This window comes from Leptospira kanakyensis (genome assembly GCF_004769235.1).
GTDB classification, from domain to species: domain Bacteria; phylum Spirochaetota; class Leptospiria; order Leptospirales; family Leptospiraceae; genus Leptospira_A; species Leptospira_A kanakyensis.
Window position 1 is genome coordinate 707,817 of record NZ_RQFG01000019.1, and the last position, 24,200, is coordinate 732,016.

Annotated in this window: 18 protein-coding genes; 10 read left to right on the top strand and 8 right to left on the bottom strand. The window is 38.8% G+C overall.

Features of this window, described 5'->3' with window-relative positions; genetic code table 11:
• Position 1: 1 nt before the first annotated feature.
• Both EHQ16_RS17690 and EHQ16_RS17695 read right to left on the bottom strand, forming a co-directional pair.
• Positions 2-637 (bottom strand): hypothetical protein, encoded by a 636-nt coding sequence (locus EHQ16_RS17690; RefSeq protein WP_135632485.1) that lies wholly within the window; start codon positions 635-637, stop codon positions 2-4.
• Entirely contained in the window at positions 637-2,181 is a 1,545-nt protein-coding gene (locus tag EHQ16_RS17695; protein WP_135632486.1) for a restriction endonuclease, read from the bottom strand. Before EHQ16_RS17695 ends, EHQ16_RS17690 begins: the two co-directional genes overlap by 1 nt.
• Here EHQ16_RS17695 and EHQ16_RS17700 point away from each other — a divergent pair.
• The 7 genes from EHQ16_RS17700 to EHQ16_RS17730 all read left to right on the top strand — a co-directional run bounded on the left by EHQ16_RS17700 (position 2,175) and on the right by EHQ16_RS17730 (position 6,695).
• A complete protein-coding gene (locus EHQ16_RS17700) occupies positions 2,175-2,783 on the top strand; it encodes an ABC transporter permease (protein ID WP_135632487.1) in 609 nt (202 codons plus the stop codon). The genes EHQ16_RS17695 and EHQ16_RS17700 overlap by 7 nt on opposite strands.
• Positions 2,783-3,454, top strand: coding sequence for an ABC transporter ATP-binding protein (locus EHQ16_RS17705; RefSeq protein WP_135632488.1), 672 nt, complete (start codon positions 2,783-2,785; stop codon positions 3,452-3,454). Before EHQ16_RS17700 ends, EHQ16_RS17705 begins: the two co-directional genes overlap by 1 nt.
• Positions 3,451-4,353: an ROK family protein gene (locus EHQ16_RS17710; protein ID WP_425269958.1), complete on the top strand. Its 903-nt coding sequence runs from the start codon at positions 3,451-3,453 to the stop codon at positions 4,351-4,353. The genes EHQ16_RS17705 and EHQ16_RS17710 overlap by 4 nt, the downstream gene beginning before the upstream one ends.
• A gap of 1 nt (position 4,354) precedes the next feature.
• Complete coding sequence (locus EHQ16_RS17715; protein ID WP_135632489.1) at positions 4,355-4,699, top strand: histidine triad nucleotide-binding protein; 345 nt, start codon at positions 4,355-4,357, stop codon at positions 4,697-4,699.
• Between the two features lie 10 nt (positions 4,700-4,709).
• Complete coding sequence (locus tag EHQ16_RS17720) at positions 4,710-5,663, top strand: lysylphosphatidylglycerol synthase transmembrane domain-containing protein (protein WP_135632490.1); 954 nt, start codon at positions 4,710-4,712, stop codon at positions 5,661-5,663.
• 86 nt (positions 5,664-5,749) lie between these two features.
• Positions 5,750-6,217, top strand: a complete 468-nt coding sequence (locus tag EHQ16_RS17725; RefSeq protein ID WP_100790246.1) for a VOC family protein — start codon at positions 5,750-5,752, stop codon at positions 6,215-6,217.
• 157 nt (positions 6,218-6,374) lie between these two features.
• A complete protein-coding gene (locus EHQ16_RS17730) occupies positions 6,375-6,695 on the top strand; it encodes a YkvA family protein (RefSeq protein WP_135632491.1) in 321 nt (106 codons plus the stop codon).
• 133 nt (positions 6,696-6,828) lie between these two features.
• On the opposite strand, the gene EHQ16_RS17735 is transcribed toward EHQ16_RS17730, so the two are convergent.
• The 3 genes from EHQ16_RS17735 to EHQ16_RS17745 all read right to left on the bottom strand — a co-directional run bounded on the left by EHQ16_RS17735 (position 6,829) and on the right by EHQ16_RS17745 (position 15,831).
• Positions 6,829-10,206 (bottom strand): chitobiase/beta-hexosaminidase C-terminal domain-containing protein, encoded by a 3,378-nt coding sequence (locus EHQ16_RS17735; RefSeq protein ID WP_135632982.1) that lies wholly within the window; start codon positions 10,204-10,206, stop codon positions 6,829-6,831.
• 310 nt (positions 10,207-10,516) lie between these two features.
• On the bottom strand, positions 10,517-13,678 hold the full coding sequence (locus EHQ16_RS17740) for an efflux RND transporter permease subunit (RefSeq protein WP_135632492.1): 3,162 nt from the start codon (positions 13,676-13,678) through the stop codon (positions 10,517-10,519).
• Between the two features lie 113 nt (positions 13,679-13,791).
• The gene (locus EHQ16_RS17745; RefSeq protein ID WP_135632493.1) at positions 13,792-15,831 is read right to left on the bottom strand and encodes a methyl-accepting chemotaxis protein; all 2,040 of its coding nucleotides are present in this window, start codon (positions 15,829-15,831) and stop codon (positions 13,792-13,794) included.
• An 82-nt stretch (positions 15,832-15,913) separates the two neighbouring features.
• Here EHQ16_RS17745 and EHQ16_RS17750 point away from each other — a divergent pair, with 82 nt between their 5' ends.
• Complete coding sequence (locus tag EHQ16_RS17750) at positions 15,914-17,521, top strand: hypothetical protein (RefSeq protein WP_135632494.1); 1,608 nt, start codon at positions 15,914-15,916, stop codon at positions 17,519-17,521.
• 10 nt (positions 17,522-17,531) lie between these two features.
• Here EHQ16_RS17750 and EHQ16_RS17755 read toward each other — a convergent pair whose 3' ends face one another.
• Genes EHQ16_RS17755 through EHQ16_RS17765 form a run of 3 tightly spaced genes read right to left on the bottom strand, consistent with a single transcriptional unit; the run spans position 17,532 to position 22,405 of the window.
• On the bottom strand, positions 17,532-20,243 hold the full coding sequence (locus EHQ16_RS17755) for a PAS domain S-box protein (protein WP_135632495.1): 2,712 nt from the start codon (positions 20,241-20,243) through the stop codon (positions 17,532-17,534).
• A 21-nt stretch (positions 20,244-20,264) separates the two neighbouring features.
• The gene (locus EHQ16_RS17760; protein WP_244242134.1) at positions 20,265-20,861 is read right to left on the bottom strand and encodes a Tll0287-like domain-containing protein; all 597 of its coding nucleotides are present in this window, start codon (positions 20,859-20,861) and stop codon (positions 20,265-20,267) included.
• Positions 20,858-22,405 carry a sensor histidine kinase gene (locus tag EHQ16_RS17765; RefSeq protein WP_244242135.1) on the bottom strand — a complete coding sequence of 516 codons (1,548 nt, stop codon included), beginning with the start codon at positions 22,403-22,405 and terminating at the stop codon, positions 20,858-20,860. The genes EHQ16_RS17760 and EHQ16_RS17765 overlap by 4 nt, the downstream gene beginning before the upstream one ends.
• Positions 22,406-22,558: 153 nt before the next feature.
• Between EHQ16_RS17765 and argC the strand changes: the two genes are divergently transcribed.
• The gene (gene argC / locus EHQ16_RS17770; protein ID WP_135632497.1) at positions 22,559-23,581 is read left to right on the top strand and encodes an N-acetyl-gamma-glutamyl-phosphate reductase; all 1,023 of its coding nucleotides are present in this window, start codon (positions 22,559-22,561) and stop codon (positions 23,579-23,581) included.
• Positions 23,568-24,176, top strand: coding sequence for a nucleoside phosphorylase-I family protein (locus EHQ16_RS17775; protein ID WP_135632499.1), 609 nt, complete (start codon positions 23,568-23,570; stop codon positions 24,174-24,176). The genes argC and EHQ16_RS17775 overlap by 14 nt, the downstream gene beginning before the upstream one ends.
• The last annotated feature ends 24 nt before the right edge of the window (positions 24,177-24,200 follow it).

Genomic DNA, 24,200 nt, shown 5'->3' on the forward strand with positions numbered 1-24,200 from the left:
ATCAAAACATACGGAGGAGATACCATTTCCCCTCCGCTTTGACAAAACTAGGATTAATCAAATACCTTTCTAGTTTAGGGTTTTCTAAAAATCGGAATTTTACTTCCACTTCCTCGCTAGAACCCACATAAAAATCAACTGACACTTGTTTTGCTGCCAAAAACACATCACGTACTGTTAAATTTCCAGAACTTCCCTTTTTGGAATCTAATTTCTCGGAATGAAAATAATAAACCTGGAAGTATCCGTTGGGATCTTTTAAATCCGCTTTCACTTCCTCGACTGTCCAGTATCCTTTGGCATCGACATACAAACCTTTGGTGGGATGGACAAGGGTCAGGAGATGGGTAAACTCACCCAAACAAAGATCGGAAAGTAAAATTTTAAGTTCTGATACAATGACAGTTTGGTCAAATTTAGAAATGGAGGTTCCATACACCTTTCCAACATTTAAAGGAATGGGACAGGAAATTGTTTTGGACTCTCGTTGGGTTCGGCTGGGATTTCCTTCCCCAGTTTGCGTCTGCCCTACTTCATTCAGATCCAAAGGCCTAGAACCAGATGTTTGGATTTGGCAATGATACAAAAAACTAAAAAAGAATAGAAAAAACCAAATTTGTTTTGCGAATGATTTCATTACATAGTTTTGTTCAGAAGGTCTTCAAACAAATCTCCACTGTACATCTCAAGGGCACCGTTACTTGCTGCGATGATTTTTTTACCTGCTTCTGTGACATCAAAGTTTCCAATCACATATCCTTTGGTGGCACCTAACTCTTCCATTTGGTTTGTCATCTCGCGCAGGAATACATCAGATACTTTGGCATCTTTCCATTTTCGAACGCGGAAAAGGGCTCTTTTGTTTACATCCTCTTTGGAAGAAGCAAGTAAATTCACCCCATCCGCTTCCGGGTTCGACATTTCTTTTGTGACTCGGTAACCCATACTCATCACCATACGAGTGGCTTGGTTTTTGAAATTAGTTCCCGGAAGGCTAATAAACTTTTCAAATTTATCAAGACCCAACATATCCAATTTGGATGTTAGTTTTTTTCCCGCATCATCCACCATCCCTTTGATATTAAATGGTTTGGAAGAACGCATCCCACTCAGTTCAAAGTATCTGGAGTTAGGAAATAAGTTCACAGAAAGTAAATTGAGTTCCCGGGAAAGATCATACTCATGGGTGAGTGATTCCACAGTCCCCGTCCCACGTTCCAATCTATACTTTAAATTCGCGAGAGCCACAACATCTGGATCATCCAACCTTTCTGCTTCTGCTTCAATTAAATATTCTGATGCATCATCAAGCCTACCCATATACACAGTAATCATTGCAAAGTGGATGCTTGTTTCGATGATTTCACTCGGCCAGGCATTGAGCCTTGCCATTTCCATACACAACCTTCCATACTTCAAGGCTTCGGGAAAATTTTGCATGAGGATGGCTTCTGTCATTAAAAACTGAAACAAAGTAAAACGAACAAACTCGTCTTCGATCTGTTCGCTGATAGCCACTGCCGTTTTAACCGCATCTTTGTGTTTGTTTTCCCGGGATAAAGAAAGCGCATATAAAAAACCAGAAACAGGAGACTTTTCTAATTTGTAAGCCTTTTCAAAATATTCTCTTTCCTTTCCCCCACCGGTCACACCAGAGATCACACCCCGAGCAATGAAGTAAGAGGAAAGATTGATTTTTTCCTCCGGAACACGTGAGAAAAAATGTTCTGCAATTTTAAATTCTTTTTGGCCGAGGGCCATAAATCCCAATCGAAGGCAGGCAATGGGATTGGAACGATCGGCTTGGAGGGTGTCCAAATAATGGAAGAAGGCTTCCTCAAAAAAATCTTTGTTATAATAAATATCAGCAATGCGGTTGGAAACTGTTACCGAATCGATTTCCTTTGTATACCGGTTGTTCTTTTTTATGATTTCGAGGTGTTTGGCTTCGTTTAAGGGATCATTCTCCATGGCATAAATCTTTGCCATTACATAGTGACCGTAAGGGTTTTGGTGGTCTTCTTCGAGTTTTTCCCGAACAAGGGCCCTTGCATCTAGAAAATTTCCGAGTGTCGCGAGACTCAAAGCCTTGGCATAACTATCCCTTCTTTGCCCCACAATGAAGGTCAAAAGAAACCCGAGCATAATCACAGCTGCTCCCACAAAGATAAAAAATGCCAAATTCGATTACTTCCTATTTTCCTATTTTAGTTGGTAAAAAAGAGTCTTACGTCAATTCTGTCCTGGAAGTGATACAACTCACCTACATTTCGTTCGCTCTTCGACTTCTCTTCCGGGATCGACTCTATTCGATGGCCTATGGCCTCGTCGGAGCCCTGGTTTTTACATTCTTTTTACTCGCTATTAGGATCCACTTCCATTTGTACGGAGGTGTGTCCCTTACTAGTATCGTTTCCTTTGACCAATCTCCGCAGATTCTTTTTTACGCTACGAGTTTTGCACTGATGGCTCTCTTTTTCTTCCACTGCCTGCATGGCCTTGGGGACATTGGAGTGATGATGGCCATTGGTGGGAACCGATTGGGATGTATTTGGCTACATTCATTGTCCTTATTTTTCTTATTTCTTCCCAGTTTCCTACTGGCAATCATCATCAATCTTGCGGGTTTGAATCCACCACCCGACTTTGGGATCTTCGGTGAACTCAAATCCATTTTTTCTTGTTTGGTTCTCTTTATCGCACTCGGTTTTTTGGTTTCTGTTCCTACCATTGGAATCAGTTCTTATATTGATCCTTACAAATCCATCCGGAGACAAAAATAATGTTACTCCGAGTCCACAACCTAACCAAACGATTTGGCAAAGACGAAGCAGTCAGTTCCGTTAGTTTTGATGTGAACCAAGGTGACTACGTTGCCATCATTGGGCCATCAGGATCAGGCAAAACCACTTTACTTTCGATGTTAACTGGAATGCTTTCCCCGACAGAAGGGGACATTTTGTACGACCAAATCAAACTTTCCCAAATTTCCAAACAGGAACTAGCAGAAATTCGTGCCCGTGACCTCGGACTCGTTTTTCAATTTTCCGAACTTGTGGGAAATCTAACCATCAAAGAAAATATACTTCTGCCAGCACTTTTTACACGTAAGTTTTCAAATGATGACTACATTCGTAAATGCGATTATTTGATCGAACATTTAAAGTTAGGTGACATTCAAAATTCCCTTCCACGCACTTTATCAGGGGGACAAATCCAGAAAGCAGCCATTGCACGTTCTCTGATCAACGATCCAGCCATTTTATTTGCGGATGAACCTTCCGGAGACTTAGATCCAGAAAATAGTTATTTAGTCCAACTTCTCTTAAACGAATACAACAAACGAAATCATTCCATCATTCTCGTCACACATGATATGAAACTGGCCTTCGATGCCCAAACCGTTTATGAAATGAAAAACGGAAAGTTCGACCAGGTCATTAAGGGAAAATGAGTTTGGGTTTGGCGATCGGAGTGGATATCGGCGGAGGAAGCATTCGAGCAAGCCTCTTCGATGAATCGGGTAAAGAATTAAAATCCCTTGTTTCCCCCACTCCGGAAAATTTAAACAATGAAAGTTTCTTAAAAATCTTAAAAGATACCATCCGCCCTTTGGTTCCAGAAGCAAAGGGAATTGGGGTTGGATCTCCGGGCCCTTTAAACAATGAACGGGGAGTTTTGATCGCAAGTGCCAATATGAAAGGTCTAGAAAACCTTCCTATCAAAGAATCCCTAACGAAAGAATTTTCCCTTCCCGTCTGGTATGAAAATGACGCCAACTGTGCAGCACTTGGTGAAGCATATTTTGGTTTTTACAAAGAAGCGGAATCAAAACTCATCTTAACTCTGGGAACGGGAGTTGGTGGTGGTTTTGTCGATAAAGGAATTTTGTATTCCGGTTATCTTGGCAACGGAATTGAAATTGGTCATACTACAGCCGTTATCGGTGGTGCACTTTGCGGCTGTGGGGTTAAAGGTTGTGTTGAAAGTTATTTTTCCACACGGGGATTTATCAACCGTTATATGGAAAAAACTAATATCAAATTAAATAGTGCCGAAGAATTTTTCCAACTTGTATTCAAAAAAGATTCGGTGGCAGAAGAAATTTTACATTTTGGAACCTTGGCTTTAGCCCATGCAGTTCGAAATGCCATCCATTTACTAAATCCAGAAGCAGTTGTATTTGTGGGAGGAATCACAAAATCCTATGATTTATTTGGCAAAACCCTGGAGTCAGAAATCAGATCCACAATCTTTCCTGTGTTAAATGGTAGATTAAAAATCGGTGTGGGGGGAAGTTTATCCGGTACTTTAGGTGCGGCATCCCTTGTTTTTTCTAAGGAGAAAGTTTAATATGGAGAATTGTCTTTTCTGCAAAATTGCGAGTGGGGAAATTCCGAGTAAAAAGGAATACGAATCAAAAAACATTTTAGTGTTTCATGATATCACACCCCAAGCCCCCTTTCATGTCCTCATCATTCCCAAAGTCCATATTTCCAGTATGAACGAAATTGGAGATTTGGATCCAGAAATCTTAAAAGAAATCTTTCAAATCATTCCTAATCTGGCCAAACAAAATGGAATTGCAGAAAAGGGATATAGACTCGTCAATAACTGTGGAAATTTTGGCGGACAAACTGTACACCATATCCACTTCCATCTATTAGGTGGTCGTCATATGAACTGGCCACCGGGTTAAAAAGGAAAACATGAGAAAATTAATATTTGGAATTTTAGTTTCAGGGATCGCGGTTTATTTTCTTTCGAAAAACTTTGATCTCACAGAATTCGAACGATTAGAGGGAAAAATCAATTGGTGGATTTTCCCACTACTTTTTCTTTCTAACTTATGGGCCTTTGTGCCTTTTTCGATTCGCTGGTATCATCTTTTAGAAAAAAAGATTAGTTTTTCACAAAGTTTCACAACCTCCATCATTGGTGTTGGTCTCAACATGGTTCTCCCTGCGAGAGGCGGAGACCTTGTTCGTCTCATCATGAACAAACGAGATACAGAACTCCCACTCACTCATCTTTTCAGTCGGATTTTTTTAGAAAAAGTAATGGATCTTGGATCTGTTGTGATCATTGGTGCATCGGCTCTTTTTTTTATGGGCCTTGGACAATCCAAAAACTTAAGTTTGTTACTCATTTCCACATTGGTCATATTGGGAATGATTGTAGGACTCGTGTTAGTTCGTTATTTTTTGGAAACACTTCGAAAAATTGCAAAAAACGTTTTTGGCCTTATCGGCAAACATGGACTTTACGAAGACAAGTTAGACCACCATTTGGTAGAATTTTCATCTTTTCTCAAAGGTGACAAACTACTGAAACCTGTCCTTTACTCTATTCCAACTTGGATCTTTGGGTATGCGATATCCTACTACCTTGCCGGTTTACTGATTGGAATGCCGATTCTTTTTCCTGAAGCACTCTTATTTATGTTTCTTGGTGGAATGGGTGTGGCAATCCCTTCTGCACCTTCAGGAATTGGTGTTTTCCATGCGGCCATTATTTCCGGATTTATCATTGTTGGTCGTGATCCAGGAGAAGGACTTGTGTATGCAACGGTTGTCCACCTAACACAATTTGTCATCACTACAAGTTTAGCCTTAGTTGCTTATTTGTATTGGCGATGGACTCACGGGAACAAAACCAAATAAAATCTTCACAACTTCCCTTTTACCAATTTTGGGAACTAAAAATTAGAAATATTTTATATATTAACGAATCGAAAAGAGGTATTTAAATGTCAGGAACAAGACCTTTCAAAGTTTTAGGAATCCAACAAGTTGCCATCGGCGGCGAGTCAAAAGAAAAGTTATCCAAGTTTTGGGTGGATGTGATGGGACTCACAAAAGTTTCAGATTATAAAAGTGAAAAAGAAAATGTGGATGAGGACATTTTGTCCATGGGAAATGGCCCTTTCAAAGTTGAAATTGATCTCATGCAACCCATAGATCCAAACAAAAGCCCCAAAGTGCATGACCCCAAACTCAATCACATAGGCCTATGGATTGACAAACTGGAAGAATGTGTGGACTACCTAACCAAACAAGGCGTTCGTTTCACTCCTGGTGGGATTCGAAAAGGGGCTGCTGGATATAACGTTTGTTTCATTCACCCAAAAGGAAATGAAGAGTTCCCACTTTGTAGCGAAGGTGTGCTCGTGGAACTCGTCCAAGCACCTGAAGATGTGATCAAAGCACTGGGTTAAAACTAAGTCAAATGAATGCAATCGATCGGACTTAAGTCTGATTGGTTGCCAATTTTACTAAAAAGTAATTGGAACATTAAATTTCTCAAAACAAATTGTTTTTATATAACCAGAATTTGCCTTGCCTATCTAAATAAACCTTCTAGACTCATAAAACATGGATGAGAATCAAAAACTCCAATTCATCAAAACCAATTTTTGGAAAAAAATCAAAGAGACAGGCAAAAAAATTCCCTTTTTGAAAGATGTCATCGCGATGTATTACTGTTTGTTGGATGAAAACACTTCTCTCACTGCCAAAACATCCATTGCATTAGCACTGCTGTATTTTATTTCACCAGTGGATGCGATCCCAGATATCATTTTGGGTTTAGGATTTACCGATGATGCAGGAGTGATTGCCACCACCCTACTCATCATCAAATCTCAATTGAAACCGGAACATTATACCAAAGCAAACGAATCTTTATCGAACTAGCGATGGGGAAGTTTCATTTTTTTTGTCTCAAACTTACTTAATCGAATAGTAAATCTATCATTTGTTTCAAAATATTCAAAATATTCAAAATATTAATATCCATTCTTTTATGTATAATTTCGGAACCAAACCTTTACCAAAGATAAAGACTTGGTTTGTTATTATTGGCAGCATTTTGTGTCACAACCAATATTTTCCCATTAAATGGATTCAAAAGTGTCACAGGCATATTTCCCGAATTGGTTCCTTGCGCAGAAGAAATATCCGTATGAGTGCAACTACTCCCATCCAAGTTACATCGAAACAAACCAGGTTTCCCGTTATTGGCACCATTAGCAGTGACCGTTATCAATTTAGCATTCACGGTATCAATGATCGCACTTGAAGCATTGCCCGAGTTAAGTCCTTGCCCTGCAGATATATCCGTATGGCTACAGTTAGTTCCATCTAAATCACAACGGAACATTCCAAGTTTCGAATTGTTGGAACCATTACAGGTTGTTACAACAAACTTCCTATTCATCGTATCAACCACTATGGATGGATAGGTTCCAGAACTTCCACCTTGACCTGCAGATATATCAATAAAAACACAACTACTTCCGTCTAAATTACAACGAAAAAAACCTGGTTTGCCACTACCACCCGCACCACCAACACTCCAATTATTTGTTACAAACAAAAGTTTAGAATGAATCGGATCAATAGCAACGCTTGGTGATTGGCCAGAATTTGTTGGTTGCCCTGCGGAGATATTCGTATACGTACAATTTGTTCCATCTAAATCACAACGAAAGAGTGCTGATTTTCCTACATAATTTGTTACGACCAAGAGCTTTTTATTTGTATAGTCTAACACAGGAAAGGGAGAACTTTGAACTCCCGTTTGTCCTGCCGATATATCGCTATGGGTACAACTTGTTCCATCCATATGACAACGATATAAACTCAAACGACCATTATTTAATGCAGCAACCAATAGTTTTGAATGAATTCGATCTATTACAATTCTGGCGGAAGTTCCAGAATTGGATCCTTGTCCTGCAGAGATATCAATATGAGCACAATTAGAACCATCTAAATCACAACGGTACAAACTAAGTTTGTTACTGTTGGTTCCATTTTGACTGACAGCTAACAGTTTCTGATTCACTGTATCAATCACTGCTGAGGCTTGGTATGGGACGGCATTTGTGCCTTGTCCTGCAGAGATATCAAAATGAGATCCATTTGTGTTTGTTCCTGGAACTGCCGCAAACACCATCGTTCCTGCCTCAAATAAAGAGACAACGCTGGATCCAGCAGCACTACTAGCAACCACTCTAAAATAATAAAAGGAACCGTTACTCAAACCCGTAATGGTAGCAATGGGATCTGTCACTGGGCCAAAACTGGTAGAAGACGTTGTCACTCCTGGACTTGTGCTATAGTACACTGTGTACGATGTAGCTCCTGAAACTGGCCACCACTGCACAACAGCGGAACCTCCGCCAGCTTGGGCTTCAACAAAACTTGGAGCATCAGGTGGACCAATATAAAAACTTTGGTTGCCTGCTGAACTTAAATTTCCTGCCAAATCGCGACCGAGGTATTTTACTTGTTGGTTTCCATTAGAAAGTGCAACTGCGGAAGAATAAACCATTCCATTAGTAACAGCACCACTTCCATCAAACGTAGGTTCTGTCCCATTCAATGTATAAATAATTTGATCACAACCCAGTCCACCCGTATCAGAACAACTGAGTTGCAGTTGTGTTCCCGATGGAAAAGGGCCAACCCCAGAAGGAGAAACCATCGATACAAGAGGAGCCACCGTATCTTTATGAGTGGAACGAGTTGTAGATCCAAAACTTCCCACTAAGTTCGTAACACAAATACGAATGGTATTGTTTCCTTCCACAAAGTGAGAGTTCGCAATTGTAGTTGTGATGTCGGTAGAAATAGCGGCATTTCCTGTGACATTGGTATTACTTCCTGTATTGGTAAGAGCCGTTCCATTGGAACAGTTTGATCCACCCATACGAAATTGGTAGGATCCAACCTTGGAACTTTGCCAACTGAGTGTTACATTCGATGTTCCATTGATCGCTTGTGTATGTGAATTGACAGTAATCGTAGCCACTTGCGTATCTACAGTATAATTTTGAGAATTGACATTCGAAACATTCCCTGCTTTGTCTCTAGCAATAAACTTTGTATAGGTGACTGCTCCATCACTCATTGAGATAGCAGATGTATATAAACTTCCACTGATTACATTGCCTGTATTCCCCTGGATGTTTGGATTTGATGGACTTGTACCAATCTGCACCGCATAAACAATCTGTTCACAACCAGTGCCGCCTGTATCCGAACAGGAAAGCGAAACTGACGTCGCCACTCCGTAACTTCCGGTACCAGGATCAGCAGTCACCACTGGTGCCGTATCATCTCTTGTAAGTGCAACAGAAACAAATCCAGTCAGTCCATTAGAGCCAGTGACACAAATACGATAGGTTTTGATTCCTTCGCCTGTGAAGTGAGTATGAGAACGAACAAAACCTTGGTCTACGTTTGCAGTGATAGATCCTGTAGTAATTATGGTTCCTGATTCACAAGAACTACCCTCTCTAACGGTATATGGTCCTGATCGATCAGACCTCCAAGTGGCGGTAGAACTTCCGATAGCACCTGAAGAAGAACTAATTGCCTGCGAGGATTGACTTATGATTGTAAGTGCAGGGATTTTTGTATCAATCGTATAAACGATGTTTAATGTCGATGACACGTTTCCTGCTAGGTCACGACAAAACGTTTGAAGGGTATGAGTTCCTTCTGTCGAGAGAGAAATGGATTTAGAAGACGTTGTCAGAACCATTCCGTTTTTTGGATAAAAAGAAGGAGTCGATCCATCCAATGTATAAACAATGGATCCAGGTGCTTTGTTATCTGAACAAGTTAGTGTTGTTGTTTGTGTTGTCGAATAAGTTCCAGCCAACAAGGAACTAGTGATTGTCGGAGGAGTTGTATCACTAAGGATGGTAACAATGGTTGTGTCGTTTGCAGTTCCATCACCATCGGTATCAAAACCTAATGGATTTCCATTTGTATCTAAAACAATCACCACAGGGTTTCCTGACCCACCAGGGCCTGTAGTTAAAAATCCAGGCGGATTTGGATTGATATAATAATCAGGAATTCCATCTCCGTTGGTATCGACTGCATCGGGAATCCCATCTCCATTGGTATCAAGTAAAACTAAATTAGGAATGTTTCCCCCAGTAAGATTGATGGAATCAGAAACACCATCCCCATCGGTATCAATGAGAGTTCCATCTGGAGTTCCATCACCTGACAAATCAATGGCGGTTCCTGGACTTAAATTTTGCGAGGAAGTAGGAGAACCTCCAATAAGGTTAAGTAAAAAAGCAAATACGCCAGAATCCGCCTGTGATTGGTTATCTGTAGGAAATACTACACAGTTTGTTAAAAATAATATAGAGATAAAGCTGAGTTTCATTCGATTTCGCATAGACATACATAGTTTTCCAAATCAATTTATTTTAAGTTTAGGAATCTTATGTAAAAAAGTCATCTCGCCTGCATAACGAATAACCAAGGGCTGCTAGAAAAAATAAAAATTTACCGTTAAAAACGTTCTAAAAATGCGTTTGCACCGTTTTTAACGTTTTGGGTGATCTAAGCTTTAAAAGGGAGATACGATAGAAAGGAAGATTTTATGTTACGAGTGGTTCCATTCTGATGATCCACCACCCTTTGAGTATTGATAGAAATTTTTAGAGAGTATGATCCCCTATAATAAGGGATCTACTCTCTTTTCACTAAAGTTCCCCTCGAATTCTAGCCAAAGATATCTTAGAAAAAATATGTTTAAAATCTTCTTTGATTCGGTATAAAACAGGAACAAAAACCAAAGTAACACCTGTGGCAAAAAATAATCCCCATCCAAAAGCAAGTGACAGTGGTTGTACAAATGGATCTAATGTAGGAATTCCGTAAGCACTTGGTACAAGTCCTATCACAGTACTAATCGTTGTTAGAAAAATCGGACGAAGGCGGATGGCCCCGCCGTTGATGATCGCATCTTCAATCGACATCCCTTGCAAACGAAGTTCTTCAATAAAAGTAATCAGAATGAGAGTATTGGCAACGATCGATCCACTTAATGCAACGATGGCCAGGGTACTCATAAAACTAAGTGGCATTCCATGTGTCATGAGTGCAAACAACACACCGACTATCCCAAAGGGAATAGATCCAATGATAACCGTAGTGGTTCCAACGGAATTAAAAAACACAATAAAGATTCCAAAGATCACGGCAACTGCAAGTAACATAGAAGTTCCTAAATCACGGAAAGATTTACCAGCGTCTTCCTGTTCCCCACCAAAAATTACGGAATAGTCATCTTTAACATATTTGTCCACGTTCACTATGTTTTTCAACTGTCGGTTCACGTATAAAGAGGTAGTTTTATCAGTATCTACGGAAGCCTCAAGTCGCACCACTCGTTGTAAGTCTTGACGGTTGATCATCGAATAATCTCTATCTTTTTCAAAATAAGCAACCTGACTTAAAGGGATGAGCCTTCGATTTCGATTTTCCACTTTCACCAAATTCAAACTGGCAACAGAGTGTCTCTCGGCTTCAGGAAATCGAACCAGGATATTGATTTTATCTTCGCCTTTACTAATTGTAGATGCCACCTCACCGTTAAATGCAGTGCGAATGGAACGTGCAATGTCTCTTGCACTCACATCGGTTCTTCCCGCAATTTCGTCTTTGACAAAAAATCGGTATTCTTCCTTCCCTAGTTCCAAATCGATACGTATGTCAGACACACCATCCATCTTTTTTAGTTCTTTGATATATAAATCAGCGATCTCTTGGATGACATCAAAGTCAGCACCACGAATTTCTAAACTCACTGGTTTTCCTACTGGTGGCCCTTTGATTTTCGCGTTTACATCATAAATCATATCTTTCGGAAAATTACCTGAAACTTTATTTTCCTGAATGTATTCTCTGATTTTTTTCACAAGAGTTCTTGCATCTTCCCATTCTTTTCTATCGGCTGCAGTCACCAATTTCATTGTTAGGTGTGATCTATGAACTTCCAAACCAGGTTTCGGATCTGTGATGGGATTTTCATGAATCCCTATGCGACTTCGTAAATGGATAAAATCTTTTCCTGCCATCTTTGTAACAACAGGTTCGATTTTCTCAATGATATCTCGGTTCTTTTGGAGAGTTGTACCAATCGGCATCCAAATTTTAATTTCGATATCTTCTTCACTTCCTGAAGGAAACATCACAAAAGGTAAAAACCTTCCAGCAAGGAATAAGGTGAAGAAAAAGATAAATGTAAAAATGGAAAGAACGAAGATCCTATGTTTTAAAGCAAAAGTCATGGTTCGTTTGTATCCAGAAATTACATACCCAAACGCCCCTTCCTTCTCTTCGATAGATTCATCTTTTTTGATTTTACCTTGGAATGTTTTGGGTAAAAATTTATTTAACCAGTTTGGTAAAAACACAAGAGCAAAAAGTAAGGAACTTGCAAGTGTGATAAGAACTACCGCAGGAATTCCTAAAATAAATTTTCCAATCACTCCACTCATAAATAAAAGTGGGAAAAATGCCGCAGAAATTACGAGAAACGATACTAAGAGCGGAACGAGTACATCTTTAAAAGTTTGTAAGATTGCCTCTCTCCTCTCCATCCCTTCTTGCATCAAACGATAAGTGTTTTCGGCCACAACAATGGAATTGTCCACCATCATCCCAAGAACCATCACCATTCCAAAGATAGTAATGGTATTAATGGTGAACCCAAATTGTTTTAAAAAGATAAAAGAAATGAGAAAGATAAAAATGATCGCAACACTAATCATAATACTCAGTCTCATACCCAAAATAAAAATGAGAGAAAGTAAAACAAGAACGAGTCCAGTTTCAAAGTTCAAAATCAAATCACCTAGTTGGCGACGAACATCATTACTTTTATCATCGTATATTTTCGTTTCTACTTCTGGGAAATTTCCTTGAATCGAAGATACTAAAGTTTTTACAGAGTCAGCAGTGGAAATGATATCTGCTTGATCGGTTTTCCAAACTCGAAGGATGATACTATTTTCACCGTTTATCTTTTCGTATGTTTGTTCTTCTTCAAATCCATCTACAACCTTGGCTACATCTTTTAGAACAGTGGCAAAACCAAATTCGTTCCCAAGCATAGGAACAGATAACATATCTTTTGCTTCTTCAAAGTCACCTCGTGTACGAAGTAGATATTCGGTTCCATTCACTTTTAATCTTCCGGAAGGAATATTGATATTTCTGGAACCAAGTGCATTCAGAACCGTATTAAGCCCTACTTCTTTTGCATTTAAGGCTTTGGGATTTACTTCCACAAGAAACTCACGATTTCGGTATCCGATTTTTTCTATTTCAGCGATTTCTTTAATTTGAAAGAATCGATCTTCATATCCTTTAGCAGCATCGCGTAACTTGCGATAATCGGCAATGGAGTCACCCGAATTTTCCTTTAGAGAAAGAGCAAGACTGATAACTTCTTGTTTTTCAGTTGTGATTTCCCTTACCTTAGGTTTTTGTGCATTGTCTGGAAGGCGGACGGAGTCGACGGCATCTTTGATATCATCCAATACCTTTTTGGTATTTTTAGTTCCTTCCACGATGAAAATCATAATGACGCTAACATTTTCTAGGTTATAACTTCTGATTTTGTCAATTTTTGCAACTGCCCGTAATTTCTTTTCGATGGGAATGGCGACTAGTCGTTCTATTTCTTCTGGCGTAGCACCTGGAAGTGGAGCCTCGATGACAATTTTATCCAAGGCCACATTTGGGAAAGCTTCCCTATGCATAGAAAGCAAACGGGAAAGTCCAATCAAAACCAAAAGGACTAAAATGAACTGAACGATAAGTGTTTTATCGGTAATGAATTTAGCAATGTTCTGCATTCGTGAATTCCCAAAACTAGAATTTAAAACAAAAAAGTTGACTAACTGGTCAGTTTTTATTCTGGCATTGGAAAAACAACAGATTTTGGCCTGGGAAAGCAGATTTCTATAAATTACAATTTAAACTGGTAAGCAATTTCCTTCATATCTTCGGCAGCCTGTGTCAATTCCTGGGAACTATCAGCTGTTTGCACAGAAGCGTCACTGATTTGGTTGGTTCCCGAGTTGATTTCACCCAAGGCTAAGGCATTTTGGTTCATAGCATCAGAAACGGAAAGGATGGCTTGGTGGACTTCCGTAATGCTTGCACTAATCTCTCGAGAGAGGGTAAAAGTTCTTTTCGCAAGTTGGTTGATTTCTTCCGATTGGGCTCGGTATTGCCTACCGGATGCTGCCACCTCCTCGTAATCAGGAATGACTTTCTCTGTAATCATGCTGAGAAGTTCCTTTACCGAATCCACCATTTCCATCATGGCTTTTTCTAGTTTTTTATTGAGTTCCACGATCTTTTTGACTGTATCTTGTGATTTTCCAGCCAAGTTAGACACCTCCGTAGCAACAACCGCAAAACCACGACCATGTTCCCCTGCCCTCGCCGCCTCAATAGCAGCATTTAATGAAAGTAAGTTGGTTTGTTCCCCAATTTCAGATATCATACTTGCGAGTTCTCGGATTTCTTTGATTGCTTCGGCATCCTTCACCGCATTTTGAATTTTGGCATTGATAGTTTCAAATAGGCTTCTTGCCTCACTAAGTGATTTACCTGCAAAACTTTCCAACTGACCTGCTTTTAGTTCTATGTTTTCCGCACCTTTGGAAACCATTTCCATTTCATCACCGAGTAAACCCAATGTCTCAATCATAGAATTGGATTGAGAAGAAATTTCCTCTGCAGATGCGGAAACATTTTCAGCACTAGCTGAAAGTTCTTGTACAGAAGAGGCAATTTCTTCCATTGTTGCAGAAGAATCGGAAGCTAAGGAAGATAGATGCCCACTTTTTACAGTTAACGATTCCGACAAAGATTGGATTTTTTTTACAATGGAAATTAGATTTTTTCGCATCTTTTCCAAACTGTTTGCCATGCCTCCAATTTCATCCTTTCTTTCTAATTGGTTTTTGGGGACTTCCACAGTTAGTTCGTTATGCGAAATGCGATTCATCAGAATGGATGCCTCTCTCAGAGCATTGGTTACTTTTGTTAAAATATAACCCATTCCAAAAGAAACAAAAACAACAGAAAACACAATACTTAAGATTGTAAAAAAGGAAATGGAATCTAAGGACTTAGTCATTGTTGCCACCGGAACTCGGTAAATCACTCTCCAAGGTACAGAGTGTAACTTATATACTCCGTACAAACAATCATTTCCCAAATTGTTTTTTCCTCTAAAAACAAATACATCTTCCGTTGATTCTTTTAACTTTTCCGTTATCCCTTCTGGAAAAGCAGTTTTGATATCCTTATTTAATAAACTGATATCTGCAGCGAGTTTGATTTGTCCATTTCCATCGATAAGCCAACTCTCTCCGCTAAATTGATCCACCTGAGTAAATTGTTTGGAAGCGTTGGACACATCAATTCCAATGGAACTAATCAAAACTGGTTTTCCATTTTGGATGGTTACCCCATTCACAAAAATGGCATATGACTTATATTCTGCCGTATAATCCATATTAACCACAATTTCTTCGCCAGAAGCCACCAATTCAAAAAACCAAGAATCATCCGGATCTTCCTCTCGTAAGGTATCAATTTTATCCGCTTTTTGATTAAAATAATTTTTTGTTAAGGGATTGATGAGGCCAAGATAAGTAATATAACCTAATTTTTGTTTGTAAGCAGATAAACTTTTAAATACAATCTCTGATCTTTCTCCTTTCGGTTCACCTGATTTTGCCCATAAAATGGTATTTTCATCAGAGACCAGTAAAGTGGCCGTTTCTTTTGCGCGTTCCAAGATGGAATCAATGGATGCCGATTTGGATTCTAAGATTTTTAATATATCAAAACTTTCTAATTTGGAAATGATCGTACTTCTACCAACATAATAACTTAAAAAACCGGTGAGACTTGCAGAAATCGCAACAGAAAGAACGGTAAGCAGCAATAGTTTCGTACGGAGTGAATCTGGTTCCCATTTCAATTTCATAAAAGTTCTTTCCTTAAATATAAATTATTTCCGAATCTTGTTTGCATTACTATTACAAAGAGTATAGAGTGTCATAACATTTATGACCCCAGCACCTCAAGGAAAAAAGTTTCTCCAGGAAAAAGTTTATACTTTCTTAATGATGGTAATTCTTTTCTTTCCATTCTTTGTTTTGGTAGCGGAGCCAAAAAAGAAAACAAACAGTAGTCCTACCGAAATCCCTAACGACCCCAAGGGGGCAGATTCAAAACCAGAATTAGAAACAGCGAAACCCATAAATGAACTCCAATTCAAGATGACCGGGATGGTGAAAACGGATTATGCTTATGCAAATGGTTCCGTTCTTTCCTTTGGATTTGATAACCTTGTAGCTCCCACCATGGCCAAACGACAAATACAAGCACGAGATTCTGAGCCTCGTTCAGGAATTTATCCTACCAGTTCCCTACTTGGTACGGAAATCAGTTATGGAACCAAACTCAAAGGTATTTTTGAGGCAGATTTTGTAGATGTATCCAAAAGTTCGATTGGCCCGGAAACCAAACCACGAGTCCGCCAAATTTATTTTAAGTACACACCGAACTCTTCGTTCGAAATCTTTATGGGTAGGACTTGGGATTTATTTGCCGGGGTGTTTCCTCACTCTTTTAACTCCAGTGCCTTTATGTCTGCCTCTGGAAATATTGGATGGCAAAGAGAACAGATTGGCGTTTGGTATAAAGTTGGCAAATTCAAATTCGGATCTGCCATTGGTACAACCGGATTTCATAATGATCCACAAGTTAAAATCAATGTAGAAAGAAATTCCATGCCCACGGTTGCTGCTCGAATTGACTGGTTACCCACAACAAACTTAATGTTTACAACATCTGCAATCGGCACCAAACTTAAAGTAAGCGATCCTTATAGTGATTCCTCTAGGGATGGGAGTTATTTACAATACGATCCCAGTCGTTCCGATCCCAATGCCACACCAGTTTCAGGGCTTTTACAAAGAGAATCTAACCGAAGGACAAATCTAACCTCAGGTGGTGTTTCTTTTGGATTCACTTGGAAATGGGGATCTCTTGAATCCAGAGGAGAAGTCAGTTATGGTACAAACTTAAATTCGGTAACGGCTTCGAGCATTTCCCAATTCCAATCCACAACTTATGGTGCAGAATTTACGGATAGCCAATATGGTTTTCTATCTGGATCTTATTTTAGCGATGCTAAAACAAATACGAGAACCAAATACAACTCGCCGAGGGAAGTCACTGGTTTTTTAAGTTTTAACTACGAAGTTTCAAGCCAATTCGGAATTGGGATTCATGGAGGTGTCTCAAAAATCACAAACCCCGAAGTTTTAATTGGAGCCGATTATAACCAACTAACCATTAGTAGGTCAGATAGTTTCCAGTGGACATCAAATCCAAAAGTAATGGGTGCTGTGCGTGAAAACCAAAACTATGGATTCCGAATGTATTTTGATCCAGAAGAACGGATTCGATTTTTTATACAAACCGATTTATTTAGAACCTATTATAAAGATGTGGAGAGGTATTCTGGACAGTCTGCACATATCTCTAGTTATGATCCTTTTAGTGGTGTGGGAGAACTAAGAGATCCGGGAAACAAATACGTTCGTTCCTCAAGTCTCGGAGAGGTTTATTCCATTCGTCTAGGTGGCCTTTTCCGGTTTGATCCTTAAATTTTTTAGCTTATAACCATTTTAAAAGTATTTGTTTTAAGTTTTCTTTTTGGACTGGTTTGCTGATATAATCATTCATTCCAATCCCCAAACATTTTTCTTTTTCCCCAGCAATGATCCCGGCTGTCACCGCGATGATTGGTAAGGTTTTTCCAGTTTCAAGTTTTCGAATTTCTTTTGTAGCATCATATCCGTTCATCACAGGCATTTGGATGTCCATAAGAATCAATGTAGGTGATTCCGATTGGAAAACAGAAATGGCCTCTTCTCCATTTTGGGCTTCTAGAATTTTTACCTCAGGTAAAATTCGTTTGATGAAATTTTTCATGAGTCCGAGGTTCACAGGATTGTCTTCTACAACTAAAATTTTAGATGATTGTGCCGTATTAGACCGAAGATTCATTTCTTCTTCTTGGGATTTGGTTTCTGAAGGTGAAGGATTCAATATAGGATCAAATTCAGGAATTCTCAGTTGGATATCAAAATAAAATTCGCTACCTTGGTTTAACTCACTTTTTAATTGTAATTTGGACTTCATAAGAGTTAAAAGTTGTTTACAAATGGTTAGACCAAGACCAGTTCCACCAAACTTTCGTGTGGTGGAAAAATCTTCCTGAGTAAAAGAATCAAAAATCTTTTCTTGGCTTTCTTTTGCAATGCCGATCCCCGTATCTTTGATGGAAATTCGTAAACTTACCTTCTTCGGATCTGCCAAATCCAAACGTTTGACATTACATTCCACCAAACCTGACTCCGTAAACTTGATGGCATTTCCGAGCAAATTTAAAATCACCTGGCGCAAACGATTGGAATCAAACATCAGTAGTGTTGGAATATTTTCATCAATATGAAAATGAATATCCAAACCTTTGATGATGGCTTGGATATTCATAATTTTGATGGCTTCCATAACTATTTTTTTAAGATCGTATGATTCTTCTGCGAGTTGTAGTTTACCTGCTTCCGCTTTGGAGAAGTCCAAAATATCATTTACAATGTTAAGGAGTGCATGTGCTGATTGTTTTACAATTTGTGCATATTCATTATAAGAAGAATTTTCTAATGTCTCTGCCAGTAAATCAGAGTATCCAATAATTCCATTCAGCGGAGTTCTGATCTCATGACTCATATTGGCTAAAAATTCCGACTTCGCACTGTATGCTTTTTCAGCAAATTCTTTGGCATATTTTAATTCTAATTTGGTTTCATAGGCTTCTGTAATGTCACGAGTGAACATAAGAATTCCGCCAATACCACCACCTAACTGTTTCCAGGGACGAATTTCCCATTGTAAAACTTGATCTTTATCCCAACCGGGTGGCCGCCAAACGTCTTCATCTCTTTTTAAAACTTCTCCACGTAAACCCCGAGAATGAATCTCTTTCCATTCCGAACCAATATTAGGGAAAATTTCGTAATGACCTTTGCCTATGACTTCTTCTTTAGAAAAAGGAATTTTATAATCCTCAATCCAACGTTGGCTAAGTGCCACATAACGCATCTCTTGGTCTAACATAGCAACAGCCGCAGGGGCATGTTCCACAAACGACCATAAAATGGCAGTTTGCGCAGCAAGAGCCATTTCCCATTTTTTACGTTCATTGATATCTTGGATGGTTCCGTAAATTTTTACAATTTTTCCGTTTTCATATTCAGCCCGACCAATCGTCCGCACCCAAGTTTGATTTCCTTTGGCAGTCACCATTTCCAATTCTAAATCGTATTCTTTACCTTCTTTTAAAAGTAAATCGACACCATTGGCAATCTTTCTTTGGCTATCTTCCGAATGATAAAAACTAATTCCACCACTGACACTAGGGATATAATCATCTTCTACTTCATGAATTCTTTTTGTTACATTGGTCCAGTTTGCTTTATTGGTTTTTAAATCCAAATCCCAACCACCAATTTTTGCTAAACCCGCCACTTGGTCCAGAAGCCTTGATAAATTTTGTAATTCCATCTCCGCTTGTAAGGATTCAGAAATATCTAAAATTTGTGAGAGATAATAGATTGGGTTTCCCGAATGGTCTCGAATGATGGATTTACTGAGTACTGCCCAAATGAAATGTCCATCTTTTGTTACATAACGTTTTTTGATTTGAAAACTCTGGATTGACCCGCGATTTAATTTTTCCAAAAAAGAAAGTTCAACTTTCAAATCCTCTGGATGAGTGATGTCCGAGATGGATTTTGTTTTTAGTTCTTGTGCAGAATAACCAAGCCACTGGCAAAAAGTAGGATTCACTTCAATCACTTCGCCATGAGGATTTTCAATTTTCATTCCGATACTAGAACTTCGAAACGCCGAGGAAAATAAGTCCCGGGAAAGTTCTGTGGATTGTAAGATGTGTGGGTTTGTTGTGTTTGAGAACTCCATACTGGAATCCAAAACAATGAGTACAAACTGTTTTCCTGATTCCGTAAATTCCTTGAGATACATTCGGAAAGGGAAGCCGGCACTATTACTCGGATCAAAACAAATGCGACCGATGATAGAACCTTTTGATCCAAGTGCCGTTTCCAGACGGATCCCCGAATTTGTAAGAATACATTCTGCAGGAAAAGATTGTTCTTCTGTCATTCCCATTGACTTACAAGCAACAGGACTCGGGTAGACAATACCGACCGAGGTATCCCATACTAGAAATCCATGTAAACCAGACTCCAATACCAATTCACATAACTCTCGTTTGCCTGCGATAAATGTTATTGGATTCATGATTTCTAAGAATTCGGGAATTTATTTAGGAAACTGCACCGAAAATAGGCCTCTTAGTTCCCCAACTTTGTAACCAATGGCTTTGTCATTTGGATACTCTTGGTCAAGAATTTGTTTCGTTGTTTTTTGAATCTCATTTAGATTTCCATGGCATTGGAGACAAAATCCCATCACTGGGATGGGAATGTACACTGTCACAGAATCATCCGACGTGATGGATTTGTTTGGAAATACACCTTCCGGTGTTTTTAATTTTTCTATTTCTAAAAAAATTTTTTCCTCATTTGCAGAGAGTAGATTCGATTGATTCCGAGGTTTATTTGTGATACGGCGGAGAGTGACTCCATTTTTTTGACCTAATCCATTCGTAAAACCAATGGCATTCAGTTTACAAAATGGAATTGCTTGTTTTGTTCCACCCTCAGCAATTTTCGAATTTAGTTTTTGTACCAAATTGGTTTTGGCTTCATTCGTAATTGTAATGGCAATACTTTCATAGTCAGGGTTTTTCCATTGGCAACCAAATCCAAAACTAAATAAAACCAGTAAAAACAAGATTCTAAAAACAACAGTTTTCCACTCTAACATATAGTTAAATTCTAATGGATGGTTTTTCATTCTGCAACCGGTAAAATGACAGAGAAAGTTGTTTTCCCAGGCTGAGATTCAAAATCAATTTTACCATTTTGGTTTTTGATGATTTCTTTTGAAATATAAAGCCCAAGACCGATGCCCTCTCCCTTTTCTTTCGTTGTAAAAAATGGCTGGAAGATTTGGTTTTGCAAAGGAATGGAAATTCCCAAACCATTGTCGGCAATTAATACTTCGACTTCCTTTTCGTTTTTCAAACGCACAGTGACTTTGATTTCTCCTGAATTGGGAGAGGTAGCTTGGATGGCGTTAAAAAGTAAATGTGACCATACAAGTTTGATCGCTGGTTCACAAACTAGTACTTCGATACGATCATCTATCTCCGTAACCAATCTACGACTGATTTCCCAATATTGATTATAAAGGAATAAAATATCTCGGATGCCCTCGCCGATAAAAACTCTAGTTTTATCTTGTTCAAAAAATGGTAATGAGAATTGTCGAAAGGTTGAAATTACTTTTTCGGTTCTACTAATCGCATTAGAAACTAATAAATTAGCTTTTTCCATCGTTTTAAATTTGAGCCACAAATACACAAAGTCCCAATCTTTCGTATCTTCTTTCACCAGTCCTTCAAAACTTCGGTGATCCACTCCAATATCAATACAGCGGTCGGCTAAGAAATGAAGATCTCCTTTCGGCAAAAATGAAAAAAAATTCAAAATCAAATCATAATCTTCTCGTTTTTCTTTTCTTGTTCTGTGTTTCCAAAGTAGTTGTTTTTCTTTTTCTCGCCAGACCGGTTCCTTTCTTGTCAAAAAAGATAACTCTTCTTCATAAAGAAATTCGTTCATCGATTTAATCCCAGCAAGTGGATTGTTGATTTCATGTGCTACATTGGAAGCTAAGGTTCCCAGTGTTACTAAACGATCATTTTTTAATAACAAAGTTTCTCTTTTGTTTAATTCTTCCACAAGGGATTTATTATTATTCTCTAATATATCTAATAAAAAAGATACCAATCGTACAATACAAATGGTAATACCTAAAAGCAAAATGACTTTTAAGATCTCAAGGGGTAAAACAATTCGATTTGGTGTTTGCGGGACAAGCCTGTATCCGGTAAAAAATTCAGCTCCGTTCAAAGTTGCGAGAATGATCCCACCGATATAACCCACAATCACAAACATTCCCATAATGGCAGAAAATTTCCGATGCAGAAAAAAACCAATGTAGAGTTGGTACAAAAAGAAAATGGAGAAAAAAATAGCATTTTGGATGGGAGTGGCTACTAACCCAGTTGGATGGTTTAGGATGGTTAAATAAAATCCAGAAAGGATTATGCAAAAATCTAAAACTAAAAAACCGATGATAGAAGAATTTCCTAAATCAGAAACTAGTTTGTTTTTGATTTTATATTTAGCGAGTAAAGAGGAAGATAAAAAATAAAGTCCGACAAAACAAGCGACCCAAAATGGAGGTTTTCCCAGATTTAAAAAGGAAGCAACAAGCCCAATCCAACCGATCACCATCCGAATGGATACAAGAATCAAAAGTCCTTTGGACTTCATCTGATTCGAAAATTGCAAAAGCAGAGCCGCAGATGTAACCATAACGAAGGTCAAATCAGTAAACCGGATGTTTCTGTAAAATCAAGCCAATTCTAAAAAGAGCCGTTTGACAGCACGAACCAATCCCAAAATCTTGACCTTGGTTCCTTCAATATGAAACAAACAAAATTGGCAATCATAGGTGCTGGTGGCCTTACGGGAAAAGAACTGACAAAACTTCTCGCCCATCATCCAAATTTTGAACTCGTACATGTCACTTCCAACCAAGTGGATGGAAAACACATTCGAGAGGTATTCCCTGATCTCAGCCATTTACCTGATTTAAAGTTTCATAAACACGATGCCCCGGTTCCGAAAGAGGCAGGCATTGTCCTTGCCACTCCAAACGAAGTTTCTTTGGAGAAGGCACCGCAGTTCTTAAAGGAAGGCCGAAAGGTCATTGACCTTTCAGGAACTTTTCGACTCCACAACAAGGAGAAATTCGAAACTGCCTACCAGTTTGTGCATAGCGAATTTGGAATGATGGACCAAGTTGTATTCGGGCTTCCTGAACTTTTTAGAGAAAAATTAAAAAATGCTCATTTTGTATCAAATCCAGGTTGTTATGCGACCTCAGCCATCCTTCCCATTGCACTCCTTGGAAACCTTAGAAAAGAAATCCAAGGCCCGGTCATTGTGGATGCAAAGTCTGGTGTCAGCGGCGCTGGTGGTAGAACGGAAGAAATCAAATTTGCTTATACCAATGTATATGAAAATTTTCGAGCATATAAAATTCTTACACACCAACACGAACCAGAAATGGAAGAATACGGTTTTGTAGGAACAGAAGAAAAAGAAATCCACTTCACTCCACATTTACTTCCCATCTACCGAGGGATCTTAGCCACTATCTATGTTTCTTTCCCTAAAGGAATTAATGCAGAACTAGTAAAAGAAAAATTTCAATCTGCAGCAGAGAAGGAACCTTTTGTACGGTTGTATCAAACTCCAGAAGAAATTGAGATTCGAAAAGTTCAAAATACAAACTTTCTAGATCTCGGATTCCGAATCAAAGGGAATACTTTGGTGATTGTTTCAGCATTAGATAACCTTGTGAAAGGGGCGGCAGGACAAGCCTTACAAAATTTGAATTTGATGTATGGTTATCCTGAAACGGAAGGACTTGTTACCCTTTAACCGTAACCAAACACTCATTACAGGAGCATTTGAAGGAGAAGTCGGAATCCTTCGTGCTTCTGGAAAATTCCCCCATCTCGAAGTAATGGGAATTGGAAATTTAGACGCAGCAGTCAATTTATCCCAATACCTTTCTCAAAAAAAAGAAATTCAGAATATTATTTTTTTTGGATCTTGTGGGGCCTACGAGTGGACAAACTTTTCGATTGGATCTATCGTATCACCAAACCTTGTCTATACGAAAGAACTAAGCCATACACTTAAACTATCCAAACAAATTCCGGTAACACCAGAATTTTATGAACTGATTACAGACAAATCATTCCAAGCTGCCAATTGTAATGCGCCAACAACCATCACTTTGGCTGAATTAAAAAACCCACCAGATCCCTCCTGGGAAAATTTAGAAGTGGAAAACTTGGAACTATTTGGAATCGCGAAGGTGGCCGCAAAATTTTCAGTAACAGTGACTGCTTATTTAGCGATCACCAATCTTGTGGGAAAAGATGGGTCCACCGACTGGGCCAAAAACTGGAAAGAGTTATCCCATACCTTACAAAATCAATTTCTAAATGAAGGGAATTCAAAAGACTAAATCAATTTAGAAGAGAATCAAATC